At 62.2% G+C, this 15,654-nt stretch carries 10 protein-coding genes; 7 read left to right on the top strand and 3 right to left on the bottom strand.

From position 1 onward, the window contains the following. Positions 1 to 45: 45 nt before the first annotated feature. From AO268_RS14440 to AO268_RS14430, 3 genes are read right to left on the bottom strand one after another with little or no spacing between them, the layout of a single operon-like run. A complete protein-coding gene (locus AO268_RS14440; protein WP_076964744.1) occupies positions 46 to 1,575 on the bottom strand; it encodes a DHA2 family efflux MFS transporter permease subunit in 1,530 nt (509 codons plus the stop codon). After that, the gene (locus AO268_RS14435) at positions 1,575 to 2,777 is read right to left on the bottom strand and encodes an HlyD family secretion protein (RefSeq protein WP_099169049.1); all 1,203 of its coding nucleotides are present in this window, start codon (positions 2,775 to 2,777) and stop codon (positions 1,575 to 1,577) included. Before AO268_RS14435 ends, AO268_RS14440 begins: the two co-directional genes overlap by 1 nt. Before the next feature lie 15 nt (positions 2,778 to 2,792). After that, the gene (locus AO268_RS14430) at positions 2,793 to 3,269 is read right to left on the bottom strand and encodes a MarR family winged helix-turn-helix transcriptional regulator (RefSeq protein ID WP_076964746.1); all 477 of its coding nucleotides are present in this window, start codon (positions 3,267 to 3,269) and stop codon (positions 2,793 to 2,795) included. 201 nt (positions 3,270 to 3,470) lie between these two features. Here AO268_RS14430 and AO268_RS14425 point away from each other — a divergent pair, with 201 nt between their 5' ends. The 7 genes from AO268_RS14425 (at position 3,471) to AO268_RS14395 (ending at position 15,522) form a co-directional block, all read left to right on the top strand. Further along, positions 3,471 to 6,245, top strand: coding sequence for an ATP-binding protein (locus tag AO268_RS14425; protein ID WP_099169048.1), 2,775 nt, complete (start codon positions 3,471 to 3,473; stop codon positions 6,243 to 6,245). Further along, entirely contained in the window at positions 6,232 to 7,437 is a 1,206-nt protein-coding gene (locus tag AO268_RS14420; RefSeq protein ID WP_076964748.1) for an EAL domain-containing response regulator, read from the top strand. Before AO268_RS14425 ends, AO268_RS14420 begins: the two co-directional genes overlap by 14 nt. A 68-nt stretch (positions 7,438 to 7,505) precedes the next feature. After that, on the top strand, positions 7,506 to 10,691 hold the full coding sequence (locus tag AO268_RS14415; protein WP_099169047.1) for an ATP-binding protein: 3,186 nt from the start codon (positions 7,506 to 7,508) through the stop codon (positions 10,689 to 10,691). 7 nt (positions 10,692 to 10,698) lie between these two features. After that, the gene (locus AO268_RS14410; protein WP_076964750.1) at positions 10,699 to 11,346 is read left to right on the top strand and encodes a response regulator; all 648 of its coding nucleotides are present in this window, start codon (positions 10,699 to 10,701) and stop codon (positions 11,344 to 11,346) included. A gap of 139 nt (positions 11,347 to 11,485) precedes the next feature. Then, positions 11,486 to 12,079 (top strand): fimbrial protein, encoded by a 594-nt coding sequence (locus AO268_RS14405; RefSeq protein ID WP_076964751.1) that lies wholly within the window; start codon positions 11,486 to 11,488, stop codon positions 12,077 to 12,079. A gap of 73 nt (positions 12,080 to 12,152) precedes the next feature. Continuing rightward, entirely contained in the window at positions 12,153 to 12,902 is a 750-nt protein-coding gene (locus tag AO268_RS14400; RefSeq protein ID WP_099169046.1) for a fimbrial biogenesis chaperone, read from the top strand. Between the two features lie 97 nt (positions 12,903 to 12,999). Beyond that, positions 13,000 to 15,522, top strand: a complete 2,523-nt coding sequence (locus tag AO268_RS14395; RefSeq protein ID WP_099169045.1) for a fimbria/pilus outer membrane usher protein — start codon at positions 13,000 to 13,002, stop codon at positions 15,520 to 15,522. Positions 15,523 to 15,654 lie beyond the last annotated feature (132 nt).

The following is a 15,654-nucleotide window of genomic DNA, read 5'->3' as shown; positions in this document are numbered from 1 at the left end:
GCTGGCTTGCCAGCTCCCACATGTTGATTGCATTGCCCTGCAAGATCAGTGACCTGACGCCGCCGGCCCCGCCTTCGCCATAAACGGCGGCCTGGCCAGCCACACCAGCAGGATCAAGCCCATGAACATCCACCCCAGCAGCGTGAAGTAATCCACGGTGGACATCATGTACGCCTGGCTGGTGAGGATCTGGTCCAGTTGCGCATAGGCCTTGTGGCCGGCGCCGCCCAGGGTGTCCAGTGCATCGCGGGTGGCCGAGTCGTACACACTCATGCTCTCGTTCATGTAGGCATGGTGCTGGTCCGCCCGGCGAATCCAGATCCAGGTGGTCAGCGATGCGGCAAAGCTGCCACCCAGGGTCCGCAGGAAGGTCGCCAGGCCAGCGCCGTCGGCGATCTGGTGCGGTGGCAGGTCGGACATCAGGATGCTCAAGGTCGGCATGAAGAACAGCGCCACACCGATGCCCATGAATAGCTGCACCATGGCGATGTGCTGGAAGTCCACTTCATGGGTGAAGCTGGCGCGCATAAAGCAACTCAGGCCCATCGCCAGGAATGCCAGGCCGGCCAGCAGGCGCAGGTCTAACCTGTGCGCATACTTGCCGACAAACGGCGACATCAACACCGGCAGGATGCCGATCGGCGCCACCGCCAGCCCGGCCCAGGTGGCGGTGTAGCCCATCTGTGTCTGCAGCCATTGCGGCAGGATCAGGTTGATCCCGAAGAACCCGGCGTAGCCCAGCACCAGCACAATGGTGCCAATACGAAAGTTGCGGTGGGCAAACAGGCGCAGGTTGACCACCGGGTGTTTGTCGGTCATTTCCCAGATCACGAACACCGCCAGGGCGATCACCGAGATCGCCGTACCGATGAGGATGAAATTGGACTCGAACCAGTCCAGGTCATTGCCCTTGTCGAGGATGATCTGCAAGGCACCGACCCCGACGATCAGGCTTAGCAGCCCGACATAGTCCATCGGCTGGTGGCTGGTGACCACCGGGCGTTTCTTGAGCTGCGCACGCACCACCATCACCGCAAAAATCCCGATGGGCACGTTGATAAAGAAGATCCACGGCCAGCTGTAGCTGTCGGTAATCCAGCCGCCGAGGATGGGCCCGGCAATCGGCGCGACCACCGTGACCATCGCCAGCAATGCCAGGGCCATGCCGCGCCTGGCCGGTGGGTACACCGCGATCAGCAGGGTCTGGGTCATCGGGTACAACGGGCCCGCCACCAGGCCTTGCAGGACCCGGAAGCCGATCAGCTCGGGCATCGAAGTGGAGACACCGCACAGGAACGAGGCCAGCACAAACAACAGGGTGGCCCATAAAAACAGCTTCACCTCGCCAAAACGCCGGCTCAACCAGCCGGTCAGCGGCAGCGCGATGGCATTGCTCACGGCAAATGAGGTGATGACCCAGGTGCCCTGCTCCGAACTCACCCCCAGGTTGCCGGAGATGGTCGGCAACGCCACGTTGGCGATGGTGGTGTCGAGCACCTGCATAAAGGTCGCCAGGGACAGGCCAATGGTGGCCATCAGCAAGCTGGGCGGCGTGAAGGAGGCGTTATGGCTCATCAGCGTTGTGCTGCCTTGGGCGCGGCCACGCTGTTGTCATGGATCAACCGGGTGATCATCGCGTCGGCCTCGGCCAACTGGCGGTCATACACCGGGGTACTGAACGATGCTTTTTGCGGCGGCTGTTGCGCCAGCACCGGGCCGCTTTGGTCGTGCAAGTTGACGTTCACCAGGGTCGACAAGCCCACCCGCAACGGGTGCTGGGCCAACTCCTGGGCATTGATATGAATACGCACCGGCACCCGTTGCACGATCTTGATCCAGTTACCGGTGGCGTTCTGCGCCGGCAGCAGGGCAAAGGCGCTACCGGTGCCAGCACCGAGGCTGTCGATGGTGCCGCTGTACTTCACATCGCTGCCATAGAGGTCGGTCTCGATATCCACTGGCTGGCCGATCCGCATATTGCGCAGTTGGGTTTCCTTGAAGTTGGCATCGATCCACAGTTGGTCCAGGGGAATCACTGCCATCAACGCAGTCCCTGGCTCAACCCGCTGGCCCAGTTGCACAGTGCGCTTGGCCACGTAGCCGGTGACCGGTGCAATCAGGGTGCTGCGCGCATAGGCCAGGTAGGCCTGGCGCAGTTGCGCGGCAGCGGCCTGCACATCCGGGTGGGACGAAATCACCGTGTCATCCACCAACGCGGTGGAGGTATTGAGCTGCTGTTGCAGGTTGGCCAGTGAGTTGCTCGCCGCGCTCAGGGCATCGCGGGCATGGGACAGTTCTTCCAGGGAAATCGCCCCACCCTGTGCCAGGATTCGGCGGCGGTTGAAGTTGTCCTGGGCGGTTTGCACCTGGGCTTTTTGCGCCAGCACCTGGGCCTTCATGCCATCCACATTGCTGTACAGGCCGCGCACCTGGCGCACCGTGCGCGCCAGGTTGGCCTGGGCGCTTTGCAGGCCGACGGCTGCGTCGTTGGGGTCGAAGTTGATCAGCACCTGGCCTTCATGGACCAGGTCGCCATCGTCGGCACCAATGCTGACCACGGTGCCGGTGACCAACGGGGTGATTTCCACCACGTTGCCGTTGACGTAGGCATCGTCGGTGCTCTCGCTCCAGCGGCCATACAGCGTGTACCAACCCCACACGCCCACGACGCCGAGCACGACGAGCAGCGCCAGGCCCAGCAACAGGACTTTGCGTTTGCGCGGGTTGCTGTCGTTGGGTTGGGGTTCAGCGGTGTTGTTTGTTTGGGCAGTCGCCATGACCAGTACCTCGGGTTAATCAGTACGCCCTACGCGCTGGAGCGTGATGGGATCACCTGCCGCGATAAGGATTTTTTTGAGGATGTGTTCCAGGGTCTGCAACTCGCCGGGCTCCAGCGCGCCGGCCAGTTGGTTAAGGGCCTGGGCGCCGATGTGCGGCAGCCTGTCCGCCAGGCGTTGGCCGGCGGCAGTGAGCACCAGTTGCACCTGGCGTCGGTCCTGTTCGGAACGCTTACGCGCCAGCAGGTCTTTTTGCTCCAGGCGGTCGAGCATGCGGGTCATCGAGCCGCTGTCCAGGGACAGGTGGCGGCACAGTTCCGCCGGGGTGTCGACGCCAAACTGGGCCATGATGATCAACACCTTGAACTGCGCGGCGGTGATGCCGTGGGGTTCCATATGGGTGTCGATGATGCGGTCCTTGAGAATCGCGGCGCGGCCCAGCAACAGGCCTAGATGGCAGTTATGAAAGTTTTCCGGGGTGAAGTGTGCCATCGAAAGTCACCTTATTACTGCCTAGGCAGCCAATATGTGACGAAATATTACTGCTTAGGCAGCGAATGTCAAACAAATAGTTAGGTTGCTTGGTAACTGGCCGGCAGTGCCAATAGCGATGTCACCTTTATCGCGAACTACCTGTAACAAACTAAGGATCGTCTGATTTTTCCTACACCCGGCTGTCCCTAGAGTGCCGGGATGAGATTAAAGAACTACCTCCATCAGATCAGCCCGGTCCTGTCCACACCCCATGCTGCGCGGCGTCTGCTGCGCATTTTTGCGTTGGTGCTGCTGGTGGGTATCCTCGGTGGCGTGTACAGCTTCCTGTGGTTCACGTTCAACAATGAAGTGTCCCAACGGCGCAGCTATATGAGCAGCGCCATCGCCGAGGCACACACCTTTTTCACCACCCGTGAAGCCCTGCTGGAGAGCCTGAGCCTGTCGGCCACGCGCAAGACCAAGCAGAACCTGCCCGTGTCGAATGAAGAGATCCGCCTGCTGCTGGGGCAGACCCCAGGCAAGCAGTGGAGCATCTGGCTGACCCAACGCATGCGCGACTATTTGCAAGCCAAGCGGCTCAACCTGCTCTATGTCAGCACCGAGGGCCAGGTGCTGCGCCTGTATAACGCCACGGCGGTGCCCGCCGACTTCCCCCGGGCCATGCTGGACCGGTTGCACACCCTCAGGCTTGAGAACACCTTGCAGGAACTCTGGCTGACCCACGCGTTCGACGGGCACTCGCAGTTGTACATTTTTATCCGCCTGGACGAACGAGACGTGAACTCCGGCTGGCTCGGCCTGGAAATGGATGACCGCGAAGTGTCCAGCGCCCTGGATGACCACAGTGCCGGCGAGTTCACCATGTTCAACTCCCAGGGCATGGCGCTGTTTAGCAACAGCCAGAAACCGCCACCGGGGCAGCACCTGCCGCAACTGCACCAGCAGGATTTTTTCGGCTTTGTCGGCCCGGGCTGGTTGCCCGAGCAGTTGGTGCTGCGCAAACAATTGAAATCCTCGGACTGGCAGCTCACCTACTCCATCGACCTGCGGGCGGTGTTGCAGGCTCTGTGGCCGCAAATGGCCGGCGCCCTGTTGTTCTGCCTGCTGAGCATCAGCCTGGTCTGCCTGTTGACCCGGCGCCTGGAGCTGCGCGTCATCACCCCGGCGCTCCACCGCATCCAGGCCCTGGTGGAAAGCGAGCTGTTCAGCCGCGACGTGATCCAGACCGCCCCCGTGGCCCTGTGCGTACTGCGCCGCACCGATGGCCAGGTGGTGCTGAAAAACACCCTCGCCCAACACTGGCTGGGCCACTGTGCCGAGGAACTGGGGCCCGGCTGGATTCGCGACGCGTTCCACCCCACCGTCCCTCGCCTGAGCGACTACTTTGAAACCGCCGATGGCCGCCACCTGTACCTGAGCAGCGCGCCCACCCGCTATAAAGGCGAAGACGTGTTGCTGTGCGCCTTCAGCGACATCAGCGCGCGCACGCAAATCGAAGCGGCGCTGGAGCAGGCACGCCAATCGGCGGATGCCGCCAACCAAGCCAAGACCTTGTTCCTGGCAACCATGAGCCACGAAATCCGCACGCCGCTGTATGGCGTCCTGGGCACCCTGGAATTACTCGCCCGCACCCAGCTGGATGCCCAGCAGAAGAACTACCTGCACGCCATCGAAGGCTCTTCGGCCACCCTGCTGCAACTGATCTGCGATGTGCTGGATGTGTCGAAGATCGAGGCCGGGCAACTGGCCCTGGAGTTGAGTGAGTTCTGCTTGCCGACCCTGGTGCAAGAGGTGGTGCAGGGGTACGCGGCGGCGGCGCAGCGCAAAGGCTTGCTGTTGTATGCCTGCCTCGACCCGCAATTGCCGCAGTGGCTGATCGGCGATGTCAGCCGCGTACGCCAGATCCTCAACAACCTGCTGAGCAACGCGGTCAAGTTCACCGACTCCGGGCGCGTGGTGCTGCGGGTCAAGCCGTTGAGCCGCGACGGTGAACGTGTGTGCCTGCAGTGGCAAGTCTCGGACACCGGCAAAGGCATTGCCCATGAAGACCAGCCGTCTATTTTCGAGCCGTTCTACCAGACCGAAGGCAACCACCAGGTAGTGGCCGGCACCGGCCTTGGCCTGGCGATCTGCCTGCGCCTGACCCACTTGATGAATGGCACCCTGCGCATGGTCAGCGAGCCTGGCCTGGGCAGCAGTTTTTCCCTGATCATGCCGCTGGAACAGCCGTCCGCCAGCAGCACGGCACCGCAGGCCCAGCCGCTGTTGGCGCCAGAGGTCGTGTATGTGGTCTCGCCCATCCGTGAGCTGGCCGAGAGTATCAGCGGCTGGTTACGCCGCTGGGGCGCCCGGGCGCAGGTCGGCCTGCCGCCCGGCACCGAACCGACGGCAACTTGCGTGTTGCTCGAACTGCACCCCGGCGCCATCGCCGAGCCGCTGACCGCCCAATGGCATGGCCCACAGGTCCTGGCCAGCGCCGATGGCTGGAAGGTCAACCTCAATGACCTGCATGCGATCCACCGGGCCGTTCACCAGGCCCAGGGTGGCCAGGCGGCGCAGCCCCAGGCGCTGGCTGAGCTGCGTGACTTGTCGCCGCTGCACCTGCACATCCTGGTCGCCGAAGACAACGTCATCAATCAGTTGATCCTGCGCGACCAGCTTGAAGAACTGGGCTGCACCGTGGAACTCGCCAGCAATGGCGAGGAGGCCCTGTCACGCTGGCACGACGACGCATTCGATATCGTCCTGACCGACGTCAACATGCCGGTTCTCAACGGTTACGAACTGGCCGAAACCCTCCGGCGCCGGGGCTGCACCGTCCCGATCATCGGCGCCACCGCCAATGCCCTGCGCGGTGAAGACACCCTCTGCCTGGCCGCCGGCATGAATCACTGCCTGGTCAAACCCTTTACCCTGCGAGCCCTGTTCAATGCCCTGGCTCCCTACGGACGAGTTCCCCATGAAGCGCTGTAGCATTTTGATTGTCGAAGACCACCCCTTCCAGCACCTGTTCCTGCAGAACCTGTTCAACCAATTGGGCGACTTTGACCTGACGTACGCGAGCGACGGAGAGCAGGCACTGGCCTGCCTGGGACAACAGGATTTTGACCTGGTGCTCACCGACCTGCTGATGCCGGGCATGGACGGCGTGCAATTTATCCAGGGCCTGGCCGCCCACCCTTCGCGACCGGCCCTGGCGATCATGAGCGCCGCCTCGCGGCGCATGCTGATGGGCGCCAGCCTGGTGGCGAGCAACCTGCAGGTGAAAGTGCTCGGGCTGATTTCCAAGCCGGTGAATGCCGCCGCCCTGCGCTGCCTGACTGACCAACTGAAGCTGCTGCGCCACACCGCACCGGCGCAAACCCAGCCTGGTATCGACCGCCAGGCGATTCTGGCCGCACTGGATAACGGCCAGTTGCAAGCCTGGTTCCAACCCAAGAAAGCCCTGAGCAATGGCCGCATCGTCGCCGCCGAAGCCCTGGTGCGCTGGGATCACCCCGAGTACGGCACGCTGCTGCCCGGCCTGTTCCTGCCGGCGCTGATCGCCTGCGGCCTGGAAGAACGCCTGCTGTGGCGCGTGCTGGAACAGGCGATGGCGGCCCAGGCCGTCTGGCGCCAGGAAGGCTATGACATCCCGGTGTCGATCAACCTGCCCACGCACCTGCTCAACAGCCACGACCTGCCCGACCGCATCCTGGCCTTCGTCCTCGAACACCAAGGCTTGCCCGGGCGGATTTGCTTTGAGTTGATGGAGTGTTCGGTGCCCGACGACATCAGCAATTTCTACGCCGGGACCTGCCGCCTGCGGATCAAGGGGTTCGGCCTGTCCCAGGATGATTTCGGCAAGGGCTACAGCTCTTATATGAACCTGGTGTCGGCACCGTTCACCGAGCTGAAAATCGACCGCGCGCTGGTGCAAGGCTGCAACGCCAATGAGGAATTGGCCCAGGCGCTCACCAGTATCGTCAGCCTGGGCCGCCAATTGGGCTTGACGGTCGTGGCAGAAGGCGTAGAAACCGCACAAGAACTTGCGCTGTTGCGTAAAATCAACTGCACTCAGGTCCAAGGCTTCCTGATCTCCCACGCCGTGCCTTCGGACCAGTTCCAGCACTTGCTGAGCCATGACGGCCCGGCAAACGCTTATTGGCCTTCGCCAGGGTGTTGACGAACGTCGCTCGCTATCGAGGTCATTGTGTTTAAAAGCTGTGCCCCTACTGCCGTAAAGGCGCCGTAATGCATCATCCCAACGCCTTCCTGGAAAAACTGGCCAGCAGCTCGCTGCGCCGCAATAAAGGCTTACTGGTACTCGGCGCCCTGGCGCTGTTGCTGCTGGGCATCAGTTTCCTGGGGGTGCAGCGCATGGTCGATGAACAGCGCGATACCTTGCAGTTCCACTTTGCCCGCCTGATGGAGAACATCCACGAGCAGGAAGTGTTCCTGGGCGCCATCTCCCGGGAAAGCAGCAAGGGACAGTTGAACCCCAAAGGCATACTGCCCCCCTATCTGCAACAGCCGTTGCCCGAAGAGGGGCCGAATATCTACCTGGGCCGGGGGTTGCGGTTTTCCCTGCCCTATAGCGTGAAAATCAACCCGGACAAGATTGCCGCCAGCCAACACCCCAAAATATTCGCCCTGGGCGCTTACCTGGCCGCCTACTACAGCGCGTTCTGGGCGGCCTCGCACTATCACTCGCCCCAGGTGTTCCTGATCAATGGCCCGGATAACTTCGACCTGACCGTGCCCGCCACCGGCCGGACGCGCGGTGGCGAACAGGTGCAGATGACGACGCTGGTGGACATCATCACCCGCTTGAAAGAACGCCAGCGCCTGCCAAACCCGTCGCAATCGGCTCATCAGGTGCACTGGGAATCTTACCAGCCGCCTCCCGGCCCCCCGCAAACCCCTGTCCTGCTGGCCTATGTCAATATCAACCTGGCCCCCACCGCAATGGCCGTCGAAGGCGCCAACAACTGGGCGGTGGTGGCCTCGCTGTTGAGCCTGTCCCAGGTCAATAACATCGAGCGCTTGCTGCAGTGGTCGATCTACGATCGGGTCACTTTGATCAGCCCCGCCGGCGCGGTCTTGACCGGGGCCGTCCAACCCGGCCAAGTGCTGGACGAAGGCGTCAATGTCACCCGCGACGGCCTGGTGTTCAAGCTGGTCAGCCCCGGCGCACAACACTGGACGGCGATCTACGTGATCACGCTGCAACGGTTCCTGGACTACGCCTTCTGGCCATTGCTGGGCCTGGTGGCCCTGGTGCTGGCGATGCTGGGCTGCAGCCGGGCCTTCAATCGCTGGTACAAGGCCCGTGTGGTGCTGCCGGCCCATCAGGCCCACGCCAGCATCGCTGAAAGCGAGGCCTTCAGCCGGGCCGTCATTGACACCGCGCCGACCGGCCTGTGGGTCATCCGCCGCAGCGATCACCACAGGCTGGTGCAAAACCAGCATGCCCGGCAATGGCACGACACCCGGCAACTGATCGACCTGCTGCAACAGCAACCGCCGACCGCACCGGGCCAGGCCGACCTTGAGATCGACGGGCGTCACCTGCATGTCGCCTTCGTGCCCACTCGCTACCAGGGCCAGGATGCCTGGCTGTGTACGGCACATGATGTGACCCGGCATATCGAGGACGCCGCCGCCCTGGAAGACGCGCGCCAGGCCGCCGACTCGGCGAACCAGGCCAAGAGCCGCTTCCTGGCGACCATGAGCCATGAAATCCGCACCCCGCTGTATGGCGTACTGGGGACCCTGGAACTGCTCGGCCTCACCCCGCTCGCCCCGCGCCAGCAGGATTACCTGCACACCATCCAGCGCTCCTCGACCACCTTGTTCCAACTGATCAGCGATGTGCTGGATGTGTCGAAGATCGAGTCCGGGCAGATGACCCTCGAACTCCAGGACTTCTGCCCGCTGGAACTGACCGAAGACAGCGTACGCACCTACAGCGCGTTCGCCCGCAGCAAAGGCTTGCAGCTCTATGCCTGCATCGATGCACAACTGCCGGCCCGGCTGCGCGGCGACCCGTTGCGGCTTCGCCAGATCCTCAACAACCTGCTGAGCAACGCGATCAAGTTCACCGATAACGGCCGCGTGGTCCTGCGGGTACGGGTGCTGGGCAGCGCAGACGGCCATGTGCGCCTGCAATGGCAGGTCAGCGACTCCGGCGTGGGCATTTCCCCAGCCCAGCAACCGCAACTGTTCGACCCGTTCTACCAGGCCGACGATGCCACCAGCCAGGCCGGGGCCGGTCTGGGCCTGGCGATTTGCAAATGGTTGTGCGAGTTGATGCACGGCCAATTGAACGTGGTCAGCGAGCCCGGCCTGGGCAGCAGCTTTACCTTGCAAGTCGAGCTGCAAACGCTGCCGGGCACCTTGGCCGACTGCCCCACATTCAGCCCCGGTACACCCGCCGTCTATATCCGCGGGCAGGTGCTCGAACAGGCGCAGCACCTGCTGGGCTGGTTCGAGCGCCTGGGCCTGGACAGCCGCCTCGCCATGGCGGACACGCCGCCTTCCACGGCGCTGCTGGTGGACCTGTCGCCCCTGCCCGGCTGCCCGCCCTGGCCCGGCCAACGGGTCATCGCCCTGCCGGGCGGGCCGAACCCGCCACAGATGTGCGGTGCCGATTGGGTCGTCGATGCTGACGATCTGCGCGCGATTGCCTGGGCGGTCTACCTGGCACAGTACGGCGCCGACGCGGACAACCGCCCGGCCCTGCCGGCCAAAGCCCGCCCGCTGAACTTGCAGGTGCTGGTGGCCGAAGACAACCTGATCAACTCGGCGATCATCAAGGAACAGCTGGAGGCCCTGGGCTGTGCAGTGGTGCTGGCCGCCAACGGCGAACAGGCGCTGGCGCAGTGGTTGCCCGGGCGCTTCGACCTGGTGCTGACCGATGTGAATATGCCGGTGATGAACGGCTACCAACTGGCCAAGGCTTTGCGTCAACAGGATGCAACCTTGCCGATTATCGGCGTGACCGCCAACGCGCTGCGCGAAGAAGGCGAGCGCTGCGCCGACGCCGGTATGAATGCCTGGGTGGTCAAGCCGCTGAACCTGGCAACCTTGCGCGCCCAGCTGGAAAAGCACTGCAAGGTCGCCATGCCCGCCCTGGTCGATACGCCACAGCTGTCGCCGAAAATGCGCGAGCTGTTTGTCAGCACCTTGCGCCAGGATGTCCACACCACGCTGGCGGCACTCGAACGCAACGATGCCAACGGCGTGGCGCAGCACCTGCACAGCATGGCCGGCGCCTTGGGCGCCGCGCAGGCCGGCGACATGGCCATGGCCTTTGTCGAGCTGGAATGCCGCCTGACCGGCCTGGCCATGACCCCGGCCCTGGCCCTGGAAGTCCGGCAAAACCTGGCTCGGTTGACGACCTTGCTCGACGCCCTTGAATCCTCTCACTTTGGATAATCCCCCCATGGAAACCCTCAATGTTGTTATCGCAGACGATCATCCCATCGTGCTGGTCGGGGTACGGGAACTGATCGAGCGCGATGCACGCTTTCGCGTGGTGGGCGAGGCCTTGTGCTCGAACACCCTGGTCAGCCTGCTGGAAAGCACCGCCGTGGACCTGGTGATCACTGATTTCAATATGCCCGCCGACTCGCCCTACGGCGACGGCCTCAAGCTGGTGGAATACCTGACGCGGCACTTCCCGACGGTACGTGTGCTGGTGCTGACGATGATCTCCAACCCCCTGATCCTGACGCGCCTGCAGGAACTCGGGGTGCTGGCCGTGATTCAGAAAAACCAGATGTACGAGGAGATCCAGACCGTGCTCAAGGCCATCGGCCGGGGCAACCCGGTTCGCCATACCGGGCCGCAATCCACCTCGGTGATGGACTCGGGCGCCGACCTGGATCAGCGCTTTACCCGGTTATCGCCCAAAGAGCATGAGATTCTGCGTTTATTTGTGGCCGGGCAAAGCGTCAATGAAATTGCCCGCGGGCTGAACCGAAGTGCCAAAACCATCAGTACGCAAAAAATATCGGCCATGCGCAAGTTGGAAGTCAGCAGCGATCAGTCGCTGCTGGCCTACTGTATTGAACGCAAACTTTTTAACTAACAAAAAACACAACTAACAAAACTGGCTGCACTGCTCAAAACTGCGCTTCTAAGGATCGTCTGATTCCTCTCTTAGGGCCGGCTCTATATCGTGCTCCTGCACTTCATAGAACCTCTTAACCCTAATAATGGAATTGAGCATGAAAAAGTTTTCCCTCGCACTTCTGACTCTTTCGATGTTTGCCGCCACTGGCGCCGCCTATGCCGCTGGGGAGGCTCCTGCCCCTGTCAAAGCCGGCAGCGGTACCATTAACTTCACCGGCGTTATTAACAACGACGCCTGCTCCGTTGAAGGTGCGGGCCTGAACAAGAATATTTCAGTGGCAATGGGTGAAGTGTCCATCAAAGATATGGGCACTGCCTCCGCACCGATCGGCAGCGGCAAGTTGAGTGCTGAAAACTTCGATATGAAGATCAACTGCAACGCCGGCACCAAAGTATCGCTGATCTTTGAACCGACCAGAGGCGAAGGCACAGGCCTCGTAGCCGGCACTAAAGTCTTGAGCGTGATCGGTGGCCTGGGCGCTGCCAAGAACGTCGGTATTGCCCTGCTCGATGCCAATGGCGGCCTCATCGACCTGAGCTCGCCAGCCACCGCCAAGATCGAGAGCAACCTGCAAGATAGCAACGCGACCCTGAAGTTCTCGGCCGCCTACGTCACCACTGCCGCACTGGACAAAGTCGTTGCCGGTCAAGCGGATGCCACCCTGCCGTTCACCCTGCAATACGAATAAGCCTTCGGGAAACCCATGCCTTGGCGCGGGGCTTTAAAGCCCCGCCCTTTCTTCCCAACCAGCGGTCATCATTATGTTTTCTTTCTCCTCTCGGGCCTTGTGCCTCAGCCTGCTTGGCCTGTTTGCCATCAGCCAGGCCCACGCCAGCATTTCCCTGAGCGCCACCCGCCTGGTGTTCGACGGCAAGCACAAGGAAGCCGGTATTACCGTGCGCAATAGCGGCGACACCGTGCTGATCCAGTCCTGGATCGACACCAACAGCACCGACGCCAACCCCGTGCCTTTTGCAGTAACCCCGCCATTGGCACGGGTCAGTGGCCAGGAGCAGCAGTTGCTGCGGGTGATCTACGAAGGCCTGGGCATGCCGACCGACAAAGAGTCGGTGGTGTGGCTCAATGTCCAGGAAATCCCCCAGGCCTCGGCCACCCCAAACACCCTGCAGCTTGCGGTCCGCCAGCGCATCAAGGTGTTCTTCCGCCCTGCCGGGCTCCCGTCCGATGCCTACCTGGCGCCCACCGCGTTGTCTTGGCGGCTGCAAGAGCGTGCCGGTAAAACGCTGCTGCGCGTTCACAACCCGGGGCTTTATCACGTTTCGATCGCGGATATAACGCTTGAGTCTGGACAACTGAAAGATAAGCCGTTCGACTCCGCGATGATTGCACCGGGCGAACAAAAAGAGTTCGTACTTAAACAACTGGATCACACCCATACCGCCACGTTGTTATTTAGCAGTATCAACGATTATGGCGCACAAGATCGTTATACCGTGCAACTGTCCAACACTGCCGACTCCCAAGCCAGCCCGAATACAGAGTCGCCTTAATGTAGCTGCCGGACGTGCAGACGTATTGCTCCCGTATTTCTCTTCGCTCCGTTAGTTCGTATCGGAGGTGATATAGGTTTCCTACATGTTTTTACTTATGCGCAGCAGATTCAATCTTGGCGGGAACCACCGTGGACGGCTGACCCCGTGGGCGCCGCTGTTTATTGTCATCACCGCCAGCACAACCTGCCTGGCCGAAGGCAACGAGCAGGAATCCGTTGAGCAGTTCAATACCTCATTCCTGCAGGGCGCACCGTCCTCCGTCGACCTGCAACTGCTACTGGCCGCCAACAGCGTACTGCCCGGCAACTACCGGGTTGACCTCTACAGCAACGAAACCCTGGTGGGGCGCCGCGATATCGACTTTCGCCGCAACCCCGCCAACGGCCAGGTCGAGCCCTGCCTGACCCTGGACATGCTGCAACAACTGGGCATTGATATGGCCAAGTTGCAAGCCACTGACAAGCTCAGCGCCGCTGGCCCACAAGCGTGCTACGACCTGCCCGCCCTGATTGAACACGCCAGCGTGCGCTACGACGTGGCGCGCCTGCGCCTGCTGGTCAGTGTGCCGCAACAGGCCATGGAGCGTGGCCGCCGTGGGTATGTGGACCCGGCATTATGGGACGACGGCGTTTCGGCAGCGTTTATCAACTATCAGTTGAGCAGCAACCGCAACCACACCGCCTACACCACCACGCTGTCCAATAACCTGGGCCTGCGCAACGGTATCAACCTGGGCGCCTGGCGGCTGCGCAACGAATCGAACTTCAACAGCAGCACCGGCCGGCCCAACACGTTCACAAGCAACCGCAGTTACCTGCAACATGACGTGACCGCCTTGAAGGGCCAATTCAGTGCCGGCGATATTTTCTCCGATGCCGACCTGTTCGACAGCGTGCGCTATCGCGGGCTGAAACTGGCCTCTGACGAAGGCATGCGCGCCGACAGTGAGCGCGGCTATGCGCCGATCATCCGTGGCGTGGCGCAGACCAGCGCGACCGTGGAGATCCGCCAGAACAACTACATCCTGTACACCGCCAACGTGCCGCCGGGGCCGTTCGAGATCAGCGATATCTACCCCAGCGGTTCCAACGGAGACCTGGAAGTGACAATCATCGAGGCCGATGGCCGGCGCCGGGTGACGCTGCAGGCGTTTTCCAGCCTGCCGATCATGGTTCGCCAGGGCCAACTGAAATACAGCGTCTCGGCCGGCCAGTTCAACAGCAACAGCGACGACCAGGCGTCACCACAATTTGTCAGCAGCACCCTGGCCTACGGCATCAGCAGCAACCTGTCGGGCATCGCCGGGGTGCAGGCCACGGAAAACTTCCAGGCGCTGTCCCTGGGCGCAGGCCGCAATACCCCGATTGGCGCAGTGTCGGTGGATGTGACGCACTCATCCAGCCGTACCGTGGGCGAAAAAGTACGGGGTAATAGCCTGCGGGCGTTGTATGCCAAGACCTTCACCGGCACCGACACCAGCTTCACCCTGGCCGCCTACCGTTACTCCACCGAAGGCTATCGGACCCTGACCGACCACGTTGAAGCACTCAGCACCGAGGGACTCAAGCGCACCGGCAACTCGAAAACCCGTACCGACCTGACCATCAACCAGAGCCTGGGCCGCAACCAGCAATACGGTAACCTGTATATGAACGCCAGCGACCAGCGTTATTGGGGGCGTGGCGGCTCCCAGAGCGTGTCGGCGGGTTACAGCAACTACTGGGGCCAATTGAGCTACAACCTGGCGGCCACCTACTCCAAGGATGTCGGCAATTACGGCCCGGCGAACAATGACACCCTGGTCAACCTGTCGCTGTCGTTCCCACTGGGCTCGGCCCCGCGCGCGCCGCGTGCGTTTGTCTCGGCCAGTACGCAAAAGAACAGCAACAGCACCCAAGTGGGGGTCAGCGGTTATCTGTCGGAAAACAGCGACACCTACTATTCGGTGCAAGGTGGCAACAGCAGCACCGGCGGTAGCACGGGATCGGCCAACTTCAGCACCCGCACGTCAATCATGGACATCAGCACAGGTTTGGGCCAAGGCCGCGGCTACAACGCGCAAAACCTCAACCTGGCCGGCTCGATCGTGGCCCACGCAGGCGGGATCAACCTGGGGCAAACCGTGGGCGAGACCTTTGCCCTGGCCCAGGTGCCGGATGTGGCTGGGGTCAAGATTGGCAGCTACAACGGAGCCAGAACCGCCAGCAACGGTTTTGCAGTGGTCGCCAACGCCCAGCCCTATCGGGTGAACTGGATCAGCCTGGACACCCGCGACCTGGGCGCGGATATCGAGATTAATAACGCCACCCAGCAAGTGGTGCCACGCCGTGGTGCGGTGGTACTGGCGCGCTACCTCAGCAAGACCGGGCGCCGGGTGCAGTTTGCGCTGTTCGATGCCCAGCACCAGCCGATGCCGTTTGGCGCGGCCATCGAGGATATGGCGGGCCAGCAGATCGCGATTGCAGACCCCAGCGGCAAGGCGCTGGCGTTGATGGAGCAGGATGCGGGCAACCTGGTCATCAAGTGGAACGGGCAGCAATGCCAGGCGCCCTATGTGCTGGGCGAACGTGACAAGGCGCTGAACTTCGAGCGGGTGTCGCTGGTGTGCCAGCCCTAGGCCATAAGATCACGCAAAACAATAGGGGGTGGGTTTGTGTGGGAGCGGGCTTACCCGCGATCGCGGTGTGTCAGCCAACTCATCGGGCACTGATCCACCGCTATCGCGGGCAAGCCCGCTCCTACACAAGCC

Origin of the sequence: Pseudomonas sp. ICMP 8385, from assembly GCF_002699915.1 — a bacterium.
In the GTDB taxonomy this organism is placed as follows: Bacteria; Pseudomonadota; Gammaproteobacteria; order Pseudomonadales; family Pseudomonadaceae; genus Aquipseudomonas; species Aquipseudomonas gessardii.
The sequence above is the reverse complement of the archived record's forward strand: the minus strand, read 5'-3'. Positions and strand labels throughout refer to the sequence as shown.